This is a genomic window from Metapseudomonas phytobenefica (assembly GCF_043392685.1).
Classification (GTDB): domain Bacteria; phylum Pseudomonadota; class Gammaproteobacteria; order Pseudomonadales; family Pseudomonadaceae; genus Metapseudomonas.
Genome location: NZ_JBHZGM010000046.1, coordinates 1 through 17,119 on the forward strand (window position 1 = coordinate 1; position 17,119 = coordinate 17,119).

The 17,119-nt window shown below is 65.1% G+C and carries 16 protein-coding genes and 1 pseudogene; 14 read left to right on the forward strand and 3 right to left on the reverse strand.

Annotated elements, in window-relative coordinates:
* Positions 1-196: 196 nt before the first annotated feature.
* Both ACFW0B_RS24220 and ACFW0B_RS24225 read right to left on the reverse strand, forming a co-directional pair.
* On the reverse strand, positions 197-1,420 hold the full coding sequence (locus tag ACFW0B_RS24220; RefSeq protein WP_449151513.1) for a CaiB/BaiF CoA transferase family protein: 1,224 nt from the start codon (positions 1,418-1,420) through the stop codon (positions 197-199).
* A 68-nt stretch (positions 1,421-1,488) separates the two neighbouring features.
* On the reverse strand, positions 1,489-2,670 hold the full coding sequence (locus tag ACFW0B_RS24225; RefSeq protein ID WP_449151514.1) for an acyl-CoA dehydrogenase: 1,182 nt from the start codon (positions 2,668-2,670) through the stop codon (positions 1,489-1,491).
* A gap of 192 nt (positions 2,671-2,862) precedes the next feature.
* On the opposite strand from ACFW0B_RS24225, the gene ACFW0B_RS24230 reads away from it, so the two are divergent.
* The 11 genes and pseudogenes from ACFW0B_RS24230 to ACFW0B_RS24280 all read left to right on the forward strand — a co-directional run bounded on the left by ACFW0B_RS24230 (position 2,863) and on the right by ACFW0B_RS24280 (position 13,090).
* Positions 2,863-3,771, forward strand: a complete 909-nt coding sequence (locus ACFW0B_RS24230) for a LysR family transcriptional regulator (RefSeq protein WP_449151515.1) — start codon at positions 2,863-2,865, stop codon at positions 3,769-3,771.
* Positions 3,772-3,821: 50 nt separating this feature from the next.
* Positions 3,822-3,896, forward strand: a pseudogene (locus ACFW0B_RS24235) (hypothetical protein); the annotation flags it as partial.
* A 613-nt stretch (positions 3,897-4,509) separates the two neighbouring features.
* Positions 4,510-5,631 (forward strand): Re/Si-specific NAD(P)(+) transhydrogenase subunit alpha, encoded by a 1,122-nt coding sequence (locus ACFW0B_RS24240; RefSeq protein WP_449151516.1) that lies wholly within the window; start codon positions 4,510-4,512, stop codon positions 5,629-5,631.
* A gap of 12 nt (positions 5,632-5,643) precedes the next feature.
* Entirely contained in the window at positions 5,644-5,958 is a 315-nt protein-coding gene (locus ACFW0B_RS24245; RefSeq protein WP_449151517.1) for an NAD(P) transhydrogenase subunit alpha part 2, read from the forward strand.
* A 2-nt stretch (positions 5,959-5,960) separates the two neighbouring features.
* Positions 5,961-7,397 (forward strand): NAD(P)(+) transhydrogenase (Re/Si-specific) subunit beta, encoded by a 1,437-nt coding sequence (locus tag ACFW0B_RS24250; RefSeq protein WP_449151518.1) that lies wholly within the window; start codon positions 5,961-5,963, stop codon positions 7,395-7,397.
* Positions 7,398-7,573: 176 nt separating this feature from the next.
* Positions 7,574-9,067, forward strand: a complete 1,494-nt coding sequence (locus ACFW0B_RS24255; protein ID WP_449151519.1) for an acetyl-CoA hydrolase/transferase family protein — start codon at positions 7,574-7,576, stop codon at positions 9,065-9,067.
* 329 nt (positions 9,068-9,396) lie between these two features.
* Positions 9,397-9,612: a DUF1127 domain-containing protein gene (locus ACFW0B_RS24260; RefSeq protein WP_449151520.1), complete on the forward strand. Its 216-nt coding sequence runs from the start codon at positions 9,397-9,399 to the stop codon at positions 9,610-9,612.
* A 320-nt stretch (positions 9,613-9,932) separates the two neighbouring features.
* Entirely contained in the window at positions 9,933-10,142 is a 210-nt protein-coding gene (locus tag ACFW0B_RS24265; RefSeq protein ID WP_449151521.1) for a DUF1127 domain-containing protein, read from the forward strand.
* Between the two features lie 167 nt (positions 10,143-10,309).
* Complete coding sequence (locus tag ACFW0B_RS24270; protein WP_449151522.1) at positions 10,310-10,627, forward strand: DUF2388 domain-containing protein; 318 nt, start codon at positions 10,310-10,312, stop codon at positions 10,625-10,627.
* Positions 10,628-10,792: 165 nt separating this feature from the next.
* Positions 10,793-11,113: a DUF2388 domain-containing protein gene (locus tag ACFW0B_RS24275; protein ID WP_449151523.1), complete on the forward strand. Its 321-nt coding sequence runs from the start codon at positions 10,793-10,795 to the stop codon at positions 11,111-11,113.
* 30 nt (positions 11,114-11,143) lie between these two features.
* Positions 11,144-13,090 carry an Lnb N-terminal periplasmic domain-containing protein gene (locus ACFW0B_RS24280; RefSeq protein WP_459251730.1) on the forward strand — a complete coding sequence of 649 codons (1,947 nt, stop codon included), beginning with the start codon at positions 11,144-11,146 and terminating at the stop codon, positions 13,088-13,090.
* A gap of 116 nt (positions 13,091-13,206) precedes the next feature.
* On the opposite strand, the gene ACFW0B_RS24285 is transcribed toward ACFW0B_RS24280, so the two are convergent.
* Positions 13,207-13,608, reverse strand: a complete 402-nt coding sequence (locus ACFW0B_RS24285) for a GFA family protein (RefSeq protein WP_449151524.1) — start codon at positions 13,606-13,608, stop codon at positions 13,207-13,209.
* A 99-nt stretch (positions 13,609-13,707) separates the two neighbouring features.
* Between ACFW0B_RS24285 and ACFW0B_RS24290 the strand changes: the two genes are divergently transcribed.
* From ACFW0B_RS24290 to ACFW0B_RS24300, 3 genes are all read left to right on the forward strand, one after another.
* The gene (locus tag ACFW0B_RS24290; RefSeq protein WP_449151525.1) at positions 13,708-14,616 is read left to right on the forward strand and encodes an AEC family transporter; all 909 of its coding nucleotides are present in this window, start codon (positions 13,708-13,710) and stop codon (positions 14,614-14,616) included.
* A gap of 260 nt (positions 14,617-14,876) precedes the next feature.
* A complete protein-coding gene (locus ACFW0B_RS24295) occupies positions 14,877-16,184 on the forward strand; it encodes a CitMHS family transporter (RefSeq protein ID WP_449151526.1) in 1,308 nt (435 codons plus the stop codon).
* Between the two features lie 112 nt (positions 16,185-16,296).
* Positions 16,297-17,055, forward strand: coding sequence for a TerC family protein (locus tag ACFW0B_RS24300; protein WP_449151527.1), 759 nt, complete (start codon positions 16,297-16,299; stop codon positions 17,053-17,055).
* Positions 17,056-17,119: the final 64 nt, after the last annotated feature.

Consider the following 17,119-nt stretch of genomic DNA (forward strand, 5'->3'; position numbering starts at 1 on the left):
CAGCCTCATTCGCCAGCGGCGAACTTCTCGAAGCGAACCCTTCCAACACCTCACCAATAACTTAACCCATTGATCTACAAGGAGTTTTTCTTGGAGACTGCGCCGGAAGTGGGGCGCATTATAGGGATGCAGAATCTGCCGTCAACACTTTTCTGAAAGTATCTTCAGCACGCCTTTCGCACCTATATAAGAAGGGCTAGATGACGTCCGCCTTGCGCAGGGCTTCCACCTGCTCCGCAGCCAGGCCCAGCACGCGCTGCAGCACCTCCTGGGTATGTTCGCCGAGAAGCGGCGGCGGCATGCGGTACTCCACCGGTGTCTCGGAAAGGCGCAGCGGACTGGCCACCTGCGGCACCACGCCGGCCAAGGGATGTTCCAGCTCGACGCGCAGACCGCGTGCCTGCACCTGGGGATCGGCGAATACCGCCGCCAGGTCGTTGATCGGCCCGCAGGGCACACCGAACGCCTCCAATGCGCTCACCCATTCGGCCGTGGTCTTGAAGACGGTGACCTGGCGAATCATCGGAATCAATTCGGCACGATGTGCTACTCGCGCCTTGTTGGTTGAAAAACGCGGGTCGTCCGCCCACTCCCGATGACCGGCGACCTCGCAAAACTTGCGGAATTGGCTGTCGTTCCCCACGGTGAGGATGAAATTCCCATCCGCAGTCGGAAAATCCTGATACGGCACTATGTTCGGATGGGCATTGCCCAGGCGCCGGGGTGGATTGCCCGTGGTCAGGTAGTTCATCGCCTGGTTGGCCAGGCAAGCCACCTGCACGTCGAGCAGGGCCATGTCGATGTGCTGCCCCTTGCCGGTGATGTCCCGCGAAGCCAGGGCGGCCAGCATGGCCACGGAGGAGTAGAGCCCGGTGAGGATGTCGGTCAGCGCCACGCCGACCTTGACCGGACCGGCGCCCTCTTCCTGATCGGCACGGCCGGTGATGCTCATCAGCCCACCCAGGCCCTGGATCATGAAGTCGTAACCGGCACGCTTGGCATAGGGGCCGAACTGGCCGAAGCCGGTGATGGAGCAATAGATGAGGCGTGGGTTGATGGCCTTCAGCGATTCATAGTCCAGCCCATAGGCCGCCAGGCCACCCACCTTGAAATTCTCGATGAGGATGTCGGACTTCGCCGCCAGTTCGCGAACCAGTTTCTGGCCCTCGGGACGGGTGAAGTCGACGGTCACCGACTGCTTGTTGCGGTTGGCCGAGAGGAAATACGCGGCCTCGCTGGTATCCCGGCCATCGGAGCCCTTGAGGAAGGGCGGTCCCCAGGCACGGGTGTCGTCGCCGGAGCCCGGCCGTTCAACCTTGATTACCTCGGCCCCCAAGTCCGCGAGGATCTGGCCGGACCAGGGGCCGGCCAGCACGCGGGAGAGGTCGAGCACACGGATATGGGAGAGAGCGCCAGCCATGGGATCACCTGGGTTCGCGAAAGGGCTCGGGGCCTCGCCTCTATATAGAAGCAAGGCCCAGCCGGGGATCAGAAGAACGCCTGGATGCCGGTCTGCGCGCGACCGAGGATCAGCGCGTGGATGTCGTGGGTACCTTCATAGGTGTTCACCACTTCCAGGTTGACCAGGTGACGGGCCACGCCGAACTCGTCGGAGATGCCGTTGCCGCCCAGCATGTCGCGGGCCATCCGCGCGATATCCAGCGCCTTGCCACAGGAGTTGCGCTTCATGATCGAGGTGATCTCCACCGCGGCGGTGCCTTCGTCCTTCATGCGGCCCAGACGCAGGCAGCCTTGCAGGGCCAGGGTGATCTCGGTCTGCATGTCGGCCAGCTTCTTCTGGATCAGCTGGTTGGCGGCCAGCGGGCGGCCGAACTGGTTGCGGTCCAGCACGTACTGGCGAGCGGTGTGCCAGCAGGCTTCGGCGGCACCCAGGGCGCCCCAGGAGATGCCGTAGCGAGCGGAGTTCAGGCAGGTGAACGGACCACGCAGGCCGCGTACATCAGGAAACGCGTTCTCTTCCGGCACGAACACGTTGTCCATCACGATCTCGCCGGTGATGGAGGCGCGCAGGCCGACCTTGCCGTGGATAGCCGGGGCGGACAGGCCCTGCCAGCCCTTCTCCAGCACGAAGCCACGGATCTCGCCGGCATCGTCCTTGGCCCAGACCACGAAGACGTCGGCGATCGGGCTGTTGGTGATCCACATCTTGTTGCCGGTCAGGCGGTAGCCACCGTCGACCTTCTTGGCGCGGGTGATCATCGAGCCCGGGTCGGAACCGTGGTTCGGCTCGGTCAGGCCGAAGCAGCCGATGTACTCGCCGCTGGCGAGCTTCGGCAGGTACTTCTGCTTGGTGGCTTCGTTGCCGAACTCGTTGATCGGCACCATCACCAGGGACGACTGCACGCTCATCATCGAGCGGTAGCCGGAATCGACGCGCTCGACTTCGCGGGCAATCAGGCCGTAGCACACATAGTTCAGGCCGCTGCCGCCGTAGGCTTCCGGAATGGTCGCGCCGAGCAGGCCGGTCTCGCCCATCTCGCGGAAGATCGCCGGATCGGTCTGCTCATGGCGGAAGGCTTCGAGGACGCGCGGGGCCAGCTTGTCGGCTGCGAACTGCTGGGCGCTGTCGCGCACCATGCGCTCTTCTTCGGTGAGTTGCTGATCCAGCAGCAGCGGGTCGATCCAGTTGAAGCTTGCTTTGGCGGCCATGGGAGTGTCCTCGGTAAGCGGGGTTCAGGGGCCGGGCCAACATGGGACCCTGCCTTATCAGTGTCGTTGCATCCTAGACAGCCTAGGCCGTATCGGACAAACGAGGATTTCGCATTCTGTTGTGCTAATTTTTCACTTCGAAAAGCGAAACACCCCATTTTCACGCCATTATTTGTGAACCAGAGGTACAGCATGCGCCGCAAGATCCCCAGTACCGGCGCCCTGGTCGCCTTCGAGTCCGCCGCCCGCCACCAGAGTTTCACCAAGGCCGCCGAGGAACTGGCGCTGACCCAGAGCGCCATTTGCCGACAGATCGCCGGGCTGGAGGAGTTTCTCGGCCTGGAGCTGTTCCGCCGCTCGCGGCGCGGGGTGAAGCTGACCGAGGCCGGCCTGGCCTATTCACGCCGCATCGCCGCGCAACTCGACGCGGTGGAACGCGACACCCTGGCGGTGATGGGCCAGCAAGGCGCGATGACCGTGGAGCTGGCCATTGTGCCCACCTTCGGCACCCAGTGGCTGCTGCCCCGGCTGAAGGACTTCCAGCGCCTGCATCCGGAGGTGACGGTCAACCTGACCAACCGTACCCGCCCCTTCCTCTTCGCCGACACCGACTTCGATGCCGCCATCTACTTCGGTGATGCCGAATGGTCGGGCACTCGCGCCGACTTCCTGATGCACGAAAACTCGGTGCCGGTATGCAGCCCCGCGCTGTTGGAGGGCCAGCAGGGCCTGGACGCCGAGGCCATCGCCCGCCTGCCCTTGCTGCAGCAGACCACCCGCCCCTATGCCTGGCGCCAGTGGTTCGGCTCCCTCGGGATGAACGTCGCCCGCGACCTCAGCGGACCGCGCTACGAACTCTTTTCCATGCTCGCCCAGGCAGCGATGCACGAGATGGGCGTGGCGCTGATCCCGCCCTTCCTGATCCAGCGCGAGCTGGCCGACGGCCGCCTGGTGATCGCCCACGCCCACAGCTTCCGTAGCGACAAGGCCTATTACCTGATCATCCCCGAACGCAAGCTCGAATCCGCCGCCCTGATCGCCTTCCGCGACTGGCTGGTGGACGCCGCGCGTACCTACCGGAGCGGCGCCGGACTGGACTGACCGCAGGCTGTCACCCCAGGTAGCAACACCCCGTCCCCAGTGCGCGCTGCTTCACCGAGTACCCGGAAGACATCCGCCTCCATGGCCTGAGCTTCCAGACCAACATCGGCGGCACCTCGCTGGCCGAAGGTTTTTCCAACCAGGACATCGGCAGCTACCAGTTCATTATTCCGCCCGTGCGACATCGTCCGCTCCCATTACGGCACCCGCGACAAATTGGCGCAGCCCGCGAGGCGCCTGGGTTGCACGCGAACTACGCTTCCCCATGCCAGACGGCTGAAAATCGCAATCCTGACCCTGTAGTCAGTCACTTTCAAAAGCTACAGAACGCCCATTTTCCGCAGCCTTATGGCAACTATTAAAAAGTCTGATTATCAGTGCGCCAGCCATTAGCGGCAGGATGTTGCGGACTGCAAGCCCGTGCTGGCGCCGCTTTTATGGAAAGTCATTCAGCTCCGGGATCGACCTCGCGTCCGGGTCGACCCAGCGGATGAGGTCTCATCCAGCGGCGACGGGGCCTGGAATGGAAACCGGGGACACAGGGTCGGAATATGACTTGTAGTTATTTCAACGTTTAACTCCAGAACTGCTTGAAGCAGTTGCGATTCCGATTGCAGAATGCCGCGCCTCCTAGGTTTCGGCTGTTGCGATACCAGGCTGTTGAAAGGCGGATCCGCCTCGCCAGAGCACCACCCGTAGTGCACTGGTTCACCAGATCGATCACGCAGGAGATTTGAAGTGCACATCGGTGTTCCTCTCGAAACCCACGCCGGGGAGACGCGGGTTGCCGCGACACCCGAGACCATCAAGAAGCTGGTGAGCCAGGGCCACCAGGTGACGGTGCAAAGCGGTGCTGGCGTCAGCGCCTGCATTCCGGACAGCGCCTATGAAGCCGTTGGCGCCGCCATCGGCAACGACTCCGCCGCCTTCGGCGCCGACCTGGTACTGAAAGTGGTTGCACCGACCGAGGCCGAACTGGCCCACATGCGCGCAGGCGCCGTGCTGGTCGGCATGCTCAACCCCTTCAGCAACGAGACCATCGCGCGCATGAACGCCCGCGGCATCACTGCCTTCGCCCTCGAAGCGGCGCCGCGCACCTCCCGCGCCCAGAGCCTCGACGTGCTGTCCTCCCAGGCCAACATCGCCGGCTACAAGGCGGTGATGCTCGCGGCCAACCACTACCCGCGCTTCATGCCCATGCTGATGACAGCCGCCGGCACCGTTAAGGCCGCTCGCGTGCTGATCCTCGGCGCTGGCGTCGCCGGCCTGCAGGCCATCGCCACGGCCAAGCGCCTGGGCGCGGTGATCGAAGCCTCCGACGTGCGTCCGGCGGTGAAGGAACAGATCGAATCCCTCGGCGCCAAGTTCGTCGATGTGCCCTTCGAGACCGACGAAGAACGTGAATGCGCCCAGGGTGTCGGCGGCTACGCCCGTCCAATGCCGGCCTCCTGGATGGAGCGCCAGGCCAAGGCCGTGCACGAGCGCGCCAAGCAGGCCGATATCGTCATCACCACCGCGCTGATTCCGGGCCGCAAGGCTCCGACCCTGCTGCACGAGGCCACCGTCGCCGAAATGAAGCCGGGCTCCGTGGTCATCGACCTGGCCGCAGCCCAGGGCGGCAACTGCCCGCTGACCGAGGCCGACCAGGTGGTGGTCAAACACGGCGTGACCATCGTCGGCCACAGCAACCTGGCAGCCATGGTGCCGGCGGATGCGTCGGCCCTCTACGCGCGCAACCTGCTGGACTTCCTCAAGCTGGTCATCGACAAGGACGGCCAGTTCCATCTCAACCTCGAAGACGACATCGTCGCCGCGTGCCTGATGTGCCGCGACGGCCAGGTCGTCCGTAACAACGGCTAAGGGGAAGCGGACATGGATCTGATTTCTGACGGCATCTACAACATCATCATCTTCGTGCTGGCGATCTACGTCGGCTACCACGTGGTGTGGAACGTCACCCCGGCGCTGCACACCCCGCTGATGGCCGTGACCAACGCCATCTCGGCGATCGTGATCGTCGGCGCCATGCTGGCCGCCGCCCTCACCGTCACCCCACTGGGCAAGACCATGGGCACCCTGGCAGTGGCGCTGGCCGCAGTGAACGTCTTCGGTGGCTTCCTGGTCACCCGTCGCATGCTGGAAATGTTCAAGAAGAAAGCGCCGAAGGCGCAGGCGGAGAAGCACTGACCATGAGCATGAACCTGATCACTGTTCTCTACCTCGTCGCCTCGGTGTGCTTCATCCAGGCACTCAAGGGCCTGTCGCACCCGACTTCGTCGCGTCGCGGCAACCTGTTCGGCATGGTCGGCATGGCCATCGCGGTGCTCACCACCATCGGCCTCATCTATAAGCTGGGTGCGGACCTCGCTACCCAGGGCATTGGCTACGTCGCGGTCGGCCTGCTGATCGGCGGCACCGCCGGCTCGATCATGGCCAAGCGCGTCGAAATGACCAAGATGCCGGAGCTGGTGGCCTTCATGCACAGCATGATCGGTCTGGCCGCGGTGTTCATCGCCATCGCTGCCGTGGTCGAACCGCAATCCCTGGGCATCGTTGCCGCCCTGGGTGACGCCATCCCGGCGGGTAACCGCCTGGAGCTGTTCCTCGGCGCGGCCATCGGTGCCATCACCTTCTCCGGCTCGGTCATCGCCTTCGGCAAGTTGTCCGGCAAGTACAAGTTCCGCCTGTTCCAGGGTGCCCCGGTGCAGTTCGCCGGCCAGCACAAGCTGAACCTGCTGGTGGGCCTGGCGATCATCGCCCTCGGCCTGTACTTCACCTTCACCGGCAACATCGCTGCCTTCGCCCTGCTGGTGGCGCTGGCCTTCGTCATCGGCGTGCTGATCATCATCCCGATCGGCGGCGCCGACATGCCGGTAGTGGTGTCCATGCTCAACAGCTACTCGGGCTGGGCGGCGGCCGGTATCGGCTTCTCGCTGAACAACTCGATGCTGATCATCGCCGGCTCCCTGGTGGGCTCCTCGGGTGCGATCCTCTCCTACATCATGTGCAAGGCGATGAACCGCTCCTTCTTCAACGTCATCCTCGGTGGCTTCGGCGCCGAAGCCGATGCCGGCGCCTCGGGCGGCAGCCAGGAGCAGCGCCCGGTGAAGTCCGGTTCGTCCGACGACGCGGCCTTCCTGCTGACCAACGCCGACAGCGTGATCATCGTCCCCGGCTACGGCCTGGCGGTAGCCCGTGCCCAGCACGCGCTGATGGAGCTGTCCGAGAAGCTATCCCACCGTGGCGTAAACGTGAAGTACGCGATCCACCCGGTTGCCGGCCGCATGCCGGGCCACATGAACGTCCTGCTGGCCGAGGCCGAAGTACCTTACGAGCAGGTGTTCGAGATGGAAGACATCAACTCCGAGTTCGGCCAGGCCGACGTGGTACTGGTACTCGGCGCCAACGACGTGGTCAACCCGGCAGCGAAGAACGATCCGAAGTCGCCGATTGCCGGCATGCCGATCCTGGAAGCCTTCAAGGCCAAGACCATCATCGTCAACAAGCGCTCCATGGCCAGCGGCTACGCCGGTCTGGACAACGAGCTGTTCTACATGGACAAGACCATGATGGTGTTCGGCGACGCCAAGAAGGTGATCGAGGACATGGTCAAGGCCGTGGACTGATCCCCGCCCAGCCCCAGCGAAGACCCCGGCCTTGTGCCGGGGTTTTCGTTCTGGGGCAGCTTTGCTCCGACGAAAGGCCCCGGATAGAGCCATTTCTTCGACCTTGGTATAGAAGCCGTACACCCCGTCAGCCCCTAGACTGCGCGGCTCCTACCCCGTTGTCCGAGGTTTTTCCCATGTACTCAGATCGCGTGCGCCTGTCCTCCCTGCTGGGCAAAGTGATGAGTGCGGCCGAAGCCGCTGCCCTGATCGAAGACGGCATGACCGTCGGCATGAGCGGCTTCACCCGCGCCGGCGAAGCCAAGGCCGTGCCCCAGGCGCTGGCCGAGCGAGCCAGGGAACAGCCGCTGCAGATCAGCCTCATGACCGGCGCAAGCCTGGGCAACGACCTCGACAAGCAGCTCACCGAAGCCGGAGTGCTGGCCCGCCGCATGCCCTTCCAGGTGGACAGCACCCTGCGCAAGGCGATCAATGAAGGCTCGGTGATGTTCATCGACCAGCACCTGTCGGAAACCGTCGAGCAACTGCGCAACCACCAGCTCAAGCTGCCCGACATCGCCGTGATCGAAGCCGTGGCCATCACCGAGCAGGGCCACATCGTGCCGACCACTTCCGTGGGCAACTCCGCCAGCTTCGCGATCTTCGCCAAGCGCGTGATCGTCGAGATCAACCTGGCCCACAACCCCAACCTGGAAGGCCTGCACGACATCTATATCCCGACCTACCGGCCGACCCGCACACCGATCCCGCTGACCCGCGTGGACGACCGCATCGGCACCACCGCCATCCCGATCGACCCGGCCAAGATCGCCGCCATCGTCATCACCGACCAGCCGGACTCTCTGTCCACCGTGCTGCCGCCGGACCACGAGACCCAGGCCATCGCCGACCACCTGATCGACTTCTTCAAGCGTGAAGTGGAAACCGGGCGCATGAGCAACAGCCTCGCGCCGCTGCAGGCCGGCATCGGCAGCATCGCCAACGCAGTGATGTGCGGCCTGATCGAGTCGCCCTTCGAAAACCTCAGCATGTACTCCGAGGTGCTGCAGGACTCCACCTTCGACCTGATCGACGCCGGCAAGCTGAGCTTCGCCTCGGGCAGCTCCATCACCCTGTCCGCGCGCCGCAACAGCGACGTCTTCGGCAACCTCGAGCACTACAAGGACAAGCTGGTCCTGCGTCCCCAGGAAATCTCCAACCACCCCGAAGTGGTGCGGCGCCTGGGGATCATCGGCATCAACACCGCCCTGGAGTTCGACATCTACGGCAACGTCAACTCCACCCACGTGGGCGGGACGAAAATGATGAACGGCATCGGCGGCTCCGGCGACTTCGCCCGCAACGCCCACCTCGCCATCTTCGTCACCAAGTCCATCGCCAAGGGCGGCGCCATTTCCAGCGTGGTGCCCATGGTCAGCCATGTGGACCACACCGAGCACGACGTGGACATCCTGGTCACCGAACAGGGCCTGGCCGACCTGCGCGGCCTGGCGCCGCGCGAGCGCGCCCGGGCGATCATCGACAACTGCGTGCACCCGGATTACCGCAGCGAACTGCAGGACTACTTCGAGCGCGCCTGCGCCAAGGGCGGCCATACCCCGCACCTGCTGCGCGAAGCCATGTCCTGGCATATCAATCTGGAAGAAACCGGCCGGATGCTGGCCAGCTGATCCGCTCGAAGCAGAACAGTTATGGGCTTGTAACCAAAGATTCTGACGGGAAGCCCTGAAAACAGTTTCTGAAAATCCAGAACTGTACTGTTCAAAAACACTGCCATTTGTTGTTTGTACAGGAAAAACTGTTGTACTCGGTTGAATCACGAGCGATTCAACCGGTAACCCATACAGTTGAGCCGTTTTTCAGCAAAACAGTTGATAAGCATGCTAATAAAGACCAACACAATTTGGAGCAACTGTGACTACAGCGGCGGCTGTTCCGGGTCCATCATAGGCACCAGTTGATAACCAAGCCCCGTCACAAGCGGGAAGGACCTGCCGCCATGGAACGTACCCTCAGTTCCGACCTGATGTTCGAAAGCGCCGAGCAATCCCCGAAAACCTCGTGGGCCCTGCGCGCCGTTTCCACCCTGCTGCTGTGGCAGCGCCGCATCGCCAGCCGTCATCAACTGGCCATGCTGGACCAGCGCCTGCTGGCCGACGCCGGCATCAGCGAAGCACAGCGCGAAGCCGAACTGAACAAGCCCTTCTGGCGCTAAGCAGTTCGCCGGGCCAGGAAGCCCGCAAGCAACACCCAGACAGAACCCGTCGCCACCCGCGACGGGTTTCGTCGTTTCTGGGGCCCGGAAATATCCGGCGACTGAAGCGCGCACCGATATTCCCGGACCTCCCGGTGCGCGCGGCGCCGCCTACGACGCAGCCCCGACACAGCTGCTCCGGATCCGACCAGTACAGTTTATGAAAACCAAAATCTGATGCAGCACAATTCGAATCAGCTGTGACTGCACAGTCTCGCCACGGAACGGGATCATGGCCTTCCATAACCCGTCCCCGCGCCGCAGCGGGAAGGAAAAGCGCCATGGACCGTACCCTCACTGCCACTGCCCAGTTCGAATCCAGCCGCCCGCGCAGCCACTGGTACCTGCGCGCCTTCGCCACCCTGGCCCAGTGGCGACGCAACGTCCGCACCCGGCACCAGCTCGCCCGGCTGGACGACCGCGCCCTGGCCGATGTGGGGATCAGCCCGAGCGATCGCGACCAGGAGCTGGGGCGTCCCTTCTGGCGTTGAGTACCGGTGTGCAGCACGCGCGTCGGAACGCATCACCTCTCCGACGCGCATCCGCCATTCACAGGCGCGTGGCCAGTACTGGCCTGCAAGCCCCACTTTGACTAGGCTTTCCTCCCAGTCGGCGGCATTTTTCACGCCGCTGTTCCGGTCAGTAAAAGGAGCCTCCCATGACCTCTCTTCGCCTGCTCAGTGCCGCCACCCTGCTGGCGCTCGCCACCAGCGCTTCGGCCACCAGCTTCGTGGTTACCACTGACGCCGTCGTCGGTGCCGTTGCCGCCACCTCGGACGCCACGTCCGACGTCACTTCCTCGTTCAAGGACGACAAGATCGTGCTCGCCGCCCGTGACGACGCCGCCAGCTTCGTCGCCAGCGCTGGCGATATCCGTGGCGCCCAGCTGGAAGCCGCGTTCAAGCACATCCGCAGCGCCCAACCGCAACTGGCGGCCAGCGACCTGCAACTGGCCCAGGCCATCCTCGCCCTCTGACGGCACCCTCCGGGCCGCGCCAGTCGCGGCCCAACGGGCTGCACGCCGCGCGCCGCCTGGCTCTCGTCCGCCCATTCCGCTAACCTTCGCGCCCTGCGCCCGAGGCTGAGAACTGCCGACGGGCATTTCCGTCCAATGCCTTAGAAACTTCAACGGAGAGCTTCCATGCGCCGCTCGCTGTCTGTCGCAGCCATCGCCCTTTCCCTCGTTGCCGGTGCCGCCCAGGCCCAGACCCTGGTGGCGACCAGCAACATCATCGTCCGCGCGCTGGACCGCACCCTCGATTTCACCTCCGACACCACCACCTCTATCCGTGACATGAAGGTCGTGGTCGCCGCCCGTGACGACGCCGCCAGCTTCGTCGCCAGTGCCGGCGAGATCCGTGGCGCCCAGCTGGAAGCCGCCTTCGCCGCCCTGCGCGAACGCTTCCCGCAAGCCCGCGAGGCCAGCGACCTGGCCCTGGCGGAAAGCATCGTCGCCCTCTGACCCCAAGAGCATCCGCCCCTGAACACCTGGTTGCGCCGAATCTGCCTGGGCGGCCTGCTGCTGGCAGGCAGTGCCCAGGCCGACTTGCGCCTGGTACTGGATGACGAGGGGCTGACCGCGACCCAGCGCCAGGCCAGCCAGCAATTGCTGGACGAGGCCCTCGCGGCCCTGCCGCCGACCTTTATCCAGCGCCTGGACCGGGAAGTGGAAGTCGGCTGGAGCGATGACCTGCCGGAGAATGGCTACGGCCGAGCCACCCGCTTCGACGCCCTGGTGCTCAACCGCAACCTGCTGGCGGGCCTCACCGACGGCAGCGCGGCGACCCAGCAGACCAACCGCATCCACGGCACGGTGCGTCGCGAACTGCTCGCCACCGTGCTCCACGAACTGACCCACATCTACGACCGTGCGCGGCTCTGGTCCTCCGCCGAGAAGACGCAGCAGTTCCGCTGCCGCAACCAGGCCGGCAGCAACGGCCTGGTGGGCCTGCCTGGTGACTGCCGTGGGCAGACCCAACGCCGCTTCACCCTGAGCGACGACCCGCGCCTGCTCGACCTCGCCGGCTGGCCGCAGTACGTGGGCAGGCGCGGCCAGCGCGAGCAGGACAACCACCAGGTGGCGCGCAGCCCGGATATCTACGAGCTGTCGAACCCCCGCGAATTCGTCGCGGTGAACATGGAGTACTTCCTCCTCGACCCGGCCTATGGCTGCCGCCGCCCGGCGCTCTATCGCCACTACCGCGAACACTTCGGCTGGGCGCCGGAGGCGCAGGCTGCCTGCAATGACGGCTACGCCTATCTCAACGCCGGTCGCGACTTCGGCAAGCAGCCCCTGGGCAAGCTCGACCCCGAGCGCGTCTACGAGGTGGACTACCTGTTCGCCGAAGCCAACCAGAACTGGGTGAGCCGCTGGGGCCACAGCATGCTGCGACTGGTCATCTGCGCCCCCGGCCGCCCGCGCGGGCCGGACTGCCGCCTCGACCTCGACCAGCACCTGGTGCTGTCCTACCGCGCCTTCGTCGGCGACGTGCAGCTCTCCAGCTGGGACGGCCTCACCGGCGCCTACCCGTCGCGCCTGTTCGTGCTTCCGCTGCACCAGGTGATCGAGGAATACACCAAGGTGGAACTGCGCAGCCTCGCCTCGGTGCCGCTCAAGCTCAGCCGCGAGGAAGTGGAAGCCCTGGTGGAACACGCCGCTGAGATGCACTGGAGCTACGACGGCGACTACTGGTTCCTCTCCAACAACTGCGCCGTGGAAACCCTCAAGCTGTTGCGCAGCGGCACCGACCACCCGGCCCTGCGCGACCTCGACAGCATCATGCCCAACGGCCTCCTGAAGCTCCTGGAAGGCCGCGGCGTGGCCGACCCCACGCCCCTGGAAGATCCCAGGGAAGCCCTGCGCCTGGGCTATCGCTTCGACTCCTTCCGCGACCGTTACCAGGCCATGTTCAAGATCCTCCGCGAGCGCCTGAAGGTGCCCCAGGAACAAGTGGAAGACTGGCTGGAACTCTCCGCCGAACAGCGCCGCCCCTGGTTCGACAAGGCCGACCTGCGCGCGAGCGCCGCCCTGCTCCTGCTGGAACAGGCCGCCCAGCGCCGCCAGCTGCTGCTGGCCCAGGACGAGCTCAAGCGCAATTACCTCAGCTCCCGCGAACAGGCCGGGCAGACCCGTTTCGCCAAGGCCGGCGGCACCCTGGAACAGATGCTCGCCAACAGCGGTTTCCTCAGCCGCCCGGCGGAGCTGCTGCAAGGCGGCTACGGCCTGCCGCAAAGCGCCGAGTGGCAACGCCTGGAAGCCGAAAGCAGCAGCCGCCAGCAGACCATGCGCAAACTCAGCGATGACCTCGACCGCGAAGTCCGCAGCTTGCTGGAGCCCCAGCGCCTGGCCGAGCTCAACGCCACCGAGGCGAACCTCAAGGCCATCGGCGCGCACCTGCGCCAGTTGCACAAGGACGCCGGCGGACTGGTGCTCCCTTGATCCCTTGCTGATGGGGATCGCTCCGCTCGCGGAGCGCCGCCCGCCCCATCCTACGATCGAGACAGGATGCAGGCCCCGTAGGATGGGTGGAGCCTGCGATACCCATCATTGCCCGCTCACAATGCCTCCTCATCCTCCTCCGGCAATTGCGGGTCCAGATGCAGCCAGGGAATGCGGTTCTTCACCCAGATATGCCGGTCCGGCGGAACGGCTTCGGGCCGGTCCAGGGTGGCTACCGTCAGGTCCAGGGTGTCCGGGGCGAGCTGGGTGATCAGCGCCAGCTGGCTGCCGCAGTTCGCGCAGAAGTAACGGACGCAGCTGGCAGACGAGGCGTATTCGGCCGGAGTGCCGGCGGTCCAGCGGAAGCTCGCCAAGGGTACCGTGGCCCAGGTGGTGACGATGCCGCCGGTGGTCCGTCGGCAGATCGAGCAATGGCAGTGGGCAACGTCGGTCAAGCTCGCCTCGACGCTATAGCGCAGCCGCCCACAGTGGCAGCCGCCGGTGTGCAGTTCGGTCATGGCAGTCTCCATTCGCAGGGTCTGCTTAACGCTAGCAGGCGGTTGCGCCGGGCCGCCTGCATGCGGAAGATGAGCACCTCCGGCTGACGGGATGTCGCGGTGCTCACCCTCTTCCAGGCCCTCTGGCCACTCTTTGCCCTGATCATCGGCGGTCATCTGCTGCGTCGCTGGGACTTCCCCGGCGAAGCCTTCTGGCCCGCCGCCGAGCGCCTGAACTACTTCATTCTCTTCCCCGCCCTGCTGTTCAGCAGCCTGGCCACCGCGCCACTGGACAACCCGGCACTGCCGCGCCTGGCCCTGGCAGTATTCCTCGGCCTCGGCATCGGCTGGACGGTCCTGCTGCTGGCGCGCCGCGCGCTGCACTGGCCGGCCTCGCGCTTCGGCACCATTACCCAGGGCATCCTGCGCTTCAACACCTACCTGGGCCTGGCCGCCATCGGCAGCCTGCATGGCAAGGATGGCCTGGCCGTGGCGGCGCTGATGCTGGCGCTGATGGTGCCGACGGTGAACCTGATGTCAGTCTGGGCACTGACCGCCGAACGCGGCGTGAACCTGCGCGGCCTGCTGCTACCGGTGGCGAAGAACCCGCTGATCCTCGCCTGTCTGGCCGGCGCCCTGGTCAACCTGTCCGGCATCGGCCTGCCCGGCGGCACCGACCGGCTGCTCAACCTGCTGGCAGTGGCCAGCCTGCCGCTGGGCCTGCTCTGCGTCGGCGCCGCGCTGCGCCCCCAGGAACTGGCCGGCGAGGTTCCCGCCCTGGCCTGGAACTGCGCCCTGCGCCTGCTGGCCATGCCCGCCCTCGCCTTCCTGGTGGCCCGCGTACTCGGCCTGCCGGCCATGGAAAGCAGCATCCTGGTGCTGTTCTTCGCCCTGCCCACCGCGCCCACGGCCTATGTGCTGACCCGCCAGCTCGGCGGCGACAGCCACCTGATGGCCGGCATCATCACCCTGCAGACCCTGCTCGCCGCCGGCAGCCTGCTGCTGGTGATGCGCACGCTGTCTGCCTGACGCCACGGCGGCAAACCCGCCGTTCGTCGACAAATCCCCGCAAGATCGGCCGCGATCACCGCCGAAAGCTCGTTGAAAGGTTGGCGCCTTAGCATCCGTCCCACTACCGGCACCAGACCGGTAACCCGACAACAACAAGATTGGTGATCGACATGCTCCGCACCCCCTGCCTGCCCGGCACTCCCCCGCCCGTCCTCCGCACGCCTTCGGCCACGCGCTGACCGCCCCCCGCCCGCCCGAACCAAGTCCGGAGAACCGCCATGCTGACTCTGCTCGGCTTCGCCATGGTCATCTGCTTCATGTACCTGATCATGACCAAGCGCCTGTCCGCCCTGATCGCCCTGATCATCGTCCCCATCGCCTTCGCCCTGATTGGTGGCTTCGCCGCCGGCATCGGCCCGATGATGCTGGAAGGCATCGGCAAGCTCGCCCCCACCGGCGTGATGCTGATGTTCGCCATCCTCTACTTCGCCCTGATGATCGACTCCGGCCTGTTCGACCCGGCTGTGCGCAAGATCCTCAAGCTGGTGAAGGGTGACCCGCTGAAAGTCTCGATGGGCACCGCCGCCCTGGCGCTGATCGTCTCCCTCGACGGCGACGGCGCCACCACCTACATGATCTGCGTCGCCGCCCTGCTGCCGCTGTACAGCCGCCTAGGCATGAGCCCGCTGATCATGGCCGGCCTGATCATCCTGGCCGGCGGCATCATGAACATGACCCCCTGGGGCGGCCCCACCGCCCGCGCCGCCAGCGCCCTGCACGTGGACCCGTCGGACATCTTCGTGCCGATGATCCCGGCCATGGCCGCCGGCGCCATCGCCCTGTTCGGCCTCGCCTGGGCCTACGGCAAGCGCGAGCGCGCCCGCCTCGGCGTGCTGCACCTGCCGGACGACTCGATCAACCATGACGAAATCAGCGTGTCGCAGCACCCGGAGGCCCGCCGTCCCCGGCTGCTGTGGGTGAATGGCGCGCTGACCGCCGCCCTGATGGTGGCCCTGATCAGTGGGCTGCTGCCGCTGCCGGTGCTGTTCATGATCGCCTTCAGCATCGCCATGATCATCAACTACCCCTGCCTGCAGCAGCAGAAGGAACGGGTCGCGGCCCATGCTGGCAACGTGCTGGCGGTGGTCGGCCTGATCTTCGCCGCCGGCATCTTCACCGGCATCCTCTCCGGCACCGGCATGGTGGAAGCCATGTCCAAGAGCCTGCTGGCGGTCATCCCGCCCTCCATGGGCCCCTACATGGCCGTGATCACCGCGGTGGTGAGCATGCCGTTCACCTTCTTCATGTCCAACGACGCTTTTTATTACGGCGTATTGCCGGTCCTGGCCGAGGCCGCGAGCCACTACGGCATCAGTCCGGTGGAGATGGCGCGGGCGTCTATCGTAGGCCAGCCGGTGCATCTGCTGAGCCCGCTGGTACCCTCCACCTACCTGCTGGTGGGCCTGGCCAAGGTGGAGTTCGGCGACCACCAGCGCTTCACGTTGAAGTGGGCGGTAATGATTTGTCTGTGTATCCTCGTCGCCGCCTTGCTGCTGGGGGTGTTCCCACTCTTCGGGTCGCACTGACAGCCGCAGTAGTCGCTGAATGACACCCTGATCAAGCCGGAAACTGCGTAAGCTCTTTCCGGCTTGCCCTGTTCCATCCCTAGATCAAGAAACCTGCGAGGATCAACGCATCATGGAATGGCTGACCAGCCCGGAAATCTGGGTCGCCTTCTTCACCCTGACCGCCCTGGAAATCGTCCTCGGCATCGACAACATCATCATGATCGCCATCCTCGTGGGCCGCATGCCACCGCACATGCAGGCGCGCACCCGCTTCTTCGGCCTGGCGCTGGCGATGGTCACCCGTATCGGGCTGCTGCTCTCCATCACCTGGATCATGCGGCTCACCAACGACCTGTTCCAGGTGTTCGGCCAGGGTATCTCCGGCCGCGACCTGATCCTCTTCTTCGGCGGCCTGTTCCTGCTGTGGAAGAGCAGCACCGAGATGTACCACAGCCTGGAAGGCGAAGATGAAACCGACGAGGTACCCAGCGGCGCGGCGCGCAACTTCATCGCCACCATCATCCAGATCGCCATCATCGACATCGTGTTCTCCCTGGACTCGGTGATCACCGCCGTCGGCATGGTGTCCCACGTGCCGGTGATGATTGCCGCGATCATCGTCGCCGTGCTGGTGATGATGATGGCCGCCGGCACCATCAGCGACTTCATCGACAAGCACCCGAGCCTGAAGATGCTGGCCCTGGCCTTCCTGGTGGTGGTCGGTACCGTGCTGATCGCCGAGTCCTTCGAAGTTCACGTGCCGAAGGGCTACGTCTACTTCGCCATGGCCTTCTCCCTGGCCGTGGAGGCGCTCAACATCCGCATGCGCATCGCTCGCGGCCGCAAGGAAGACCCGGTGAAACTGCGCAAGGACATTCCCGGACAGTAAGCCAAAATCTTGAAGAACGGGGCCAATTGGCCCCGTTTTTTTGCGCGCGCAAGGAGCCTGGATG

Bases quoted from the DNA above. Each gene is read 5' to 3' on its own strand.
- ACFW0B_RS24245 (WP_449151517.1), top strand. From the start codon at position 5,644: ATGGATCTGATTTCTGACGGCATCTACAACATCATCATCTTCGTGCTG.
- ACFW0B_RS24285 (WP_449151524.1), bottom strand. From the start codon at position 13,608: ATGACCGAACTGCACACCGGCGGCTGCCACTGTGGGCGGCTGCGCTAT.
- ACFW0B_RS24295 (WP_449151526.1), top strand. From the start codon at position 14,877: ATGCTGACTCTGCTCGGCTTCGCCATGGTCATCTGCTTCATGTACCTG.
- ACFW0B_RS24270 (WP_449151522.1), top strand. From the start codon at position 10,310: ATGACCTCTCTTCGCCTGCTCAGTGCCGCCACCCTGCTGGCGCTCGCC.
- ACFW0B_RS24230 (WP_449151515.1), top strand. From the start codon at position 2,863: ATGCGCCGCAAGATCCCCAGTACCGGCGCCCTGGTCGCCTTCGAGTCC.
- ACFW0B_RS24300 (WP_449151527.1), top strand. From the start codon at position 16,297: ATGGAATGGCTGACCAGCCCGGAAATCTGGGTCGCCTTCTTCACCCTG.
- ACFW0B_RS24255 (WP_449151519.1), top strand. From the start codon at position 7,574: ATGTACTCAGATCGCGTGCGCCTGTCCTCCCTGCTGGGCAAAGTGATG.
- ACFW0B_RS24275 (WP_449151523.1), top strand. From the start codon at position 10,793: ATGCGCCGCTCGCTGTCTGTCGCAGCCATCGCCCTTTCCCTCGTTGCC.
- ACFW0B_RS24225 (WP_449151514.1), bottom strand. From the start codon at position 2,670: ATGGCCGCCAAAGCAAGCTTCAACTGGATCGACCCGCTGCTGCTGGAT.
- ACFW0B_RS24250 (WP_449151518.1), top strand. From the start codon at position 5,961: ATGAGCATGAACCTGATCACTGTTCTCTACCTCGTCGCCTCGGTGTGC.
- ACFW0B_RS24265 (WP_449151521.1), top strand. From the start codon at position 9,933: ATGGACCGTACCCTCACTGCCACTGCCCAGTTCGAATCCAGCCGCCCG.
- ACFW0B_RS24220 (WP_449151513.1), bottom strand. From the start codon at position 1,420: ATGGCTGGCGCTCTCTCCCATATCCGTGTGCTCGACCTCTCCCGCGTG.
- ACFW0B_RS24260 (WP_449151520.1), top strand. From the start codon at position 9,397: ATGGAACGTACCCTCAGTTCCGACCTGATGTTCGAAAGCGCCGAGCAA.